We start from the raw sequence: 1,151 nt of genomic DNA, 5'->3' as shown, positions 1-1,151 counted from the left end.
GCGCCGGAGACGGTGAAGGCACGACGTCGGATGCCTGGGTTGCGAGGCTGGGATCGCCGGCGGTGGTCCATTCCTTGACCTCCGGGGCGGACGAGACCGCTGCCGGCGCCGCGGACGCGGCTGTTGCCTTGGTGGACCCGCCGGCCGGGACGCTGGCCGGGGACAAAGAGGTCCGCGAGTCGGCCGAAACACCCGTGCGGGGAGCATGGTCCGCGGCAGGCTTGGCTTCCTTGGGAGTGTGAGGCCTCGGCAACGGAGCTGCGGCGTCGCGCGCCACCACGTGGGACGGGGTCTCGTCGCGGCCCAGGAAGTCTCCGGCGAAGAACGGAATGAACCGGCTCAGCACGGTAGCGGTGAACAGCACAACCGAACCGATCAGGCCAACCAGCAGGCTGGGGACATACGCTGCGGCCGCGGAAACGAAGAAGAAGGCCAGCGCGAAGGAGGCCACCACCGAGGCGAACTGGTCAACGGACAGCGATCCGATCCGGACCTTCGTGGCGGGGGCGAGCCGGCGGGCAACGAACAGGGCCGTCACAATCATCGGCAGCACGATCCCAAGTCCCAGGAAGAACAGGCTGCCCGCGTTCCAGAGGTTGAACCGGCCGAAGAAGACCGGCAGCAGCGAGGCCACCAGCAGAATCAGGGTGGCTGCGAAAACCGCCAGGTCACGCAATGTGAACGGGCCCAGGACAGCCTGGTTGGTGGTGCCGGCCTTGCCCTCCTGCTTCCGCGGGCCCGTTGTTGCGCCATTGCCGGAGGCAGTATCGGAACTGCCTTCCGCTGCATGGCCAACCTTTTGGCCGAAGCTTTGCTCGTTCATTTTGTTCTCCTTAGCGTGGCTCCGTGGAAGTCACAATTCTTTTCTCAGCCTAGCCAAGGACATGGCTGATCACTAGCTGATCGGCGGCGGCCGGCCCGCGGCGCCGGGGCTCCGGTGACCATTCACCGCTAAATAAATGCCGCTCAGGGCACAGGTGTGACACCGCACACACATGGACAGCCCCGAAGTATTAGGGTGGATTCCGGAACAGCTCTTCGCGGATTGTCCGTGACGGGGCGTGGCCGCCGCGCACGTGGCGGGCACGGTCCGGTGACGGCAGAGCCGCCGTAAAGATCGATGAATGATGAGGTTCACCATGTCCCAGAAC

General features: G+C 65.5%; 1 pseudogene. It reads right to left on the bottom strand.

Features of this window, described 5'->3' with window-relative positions:
* A pseudogene (locus DBR22_RS11160) lies at positions 1-823 on the bottom strand (hypothetical protein); the annotation flags it as partial.
* Positions 824-1,151: the final 328 nt, after the last annotated feature.

The sequence above is a fragment of the Arthrobacter sp. HMWF013 genome (assembly GCF_003061105.1).
Lineage (GTDB): Bacteria > Actinomycetota > Actinomycetes > Actinomycetales > Micrococcaceae > Arthrobacter.
This window is presented reverse-complemented; position numbering and strand designations above follow the sequence as displayed.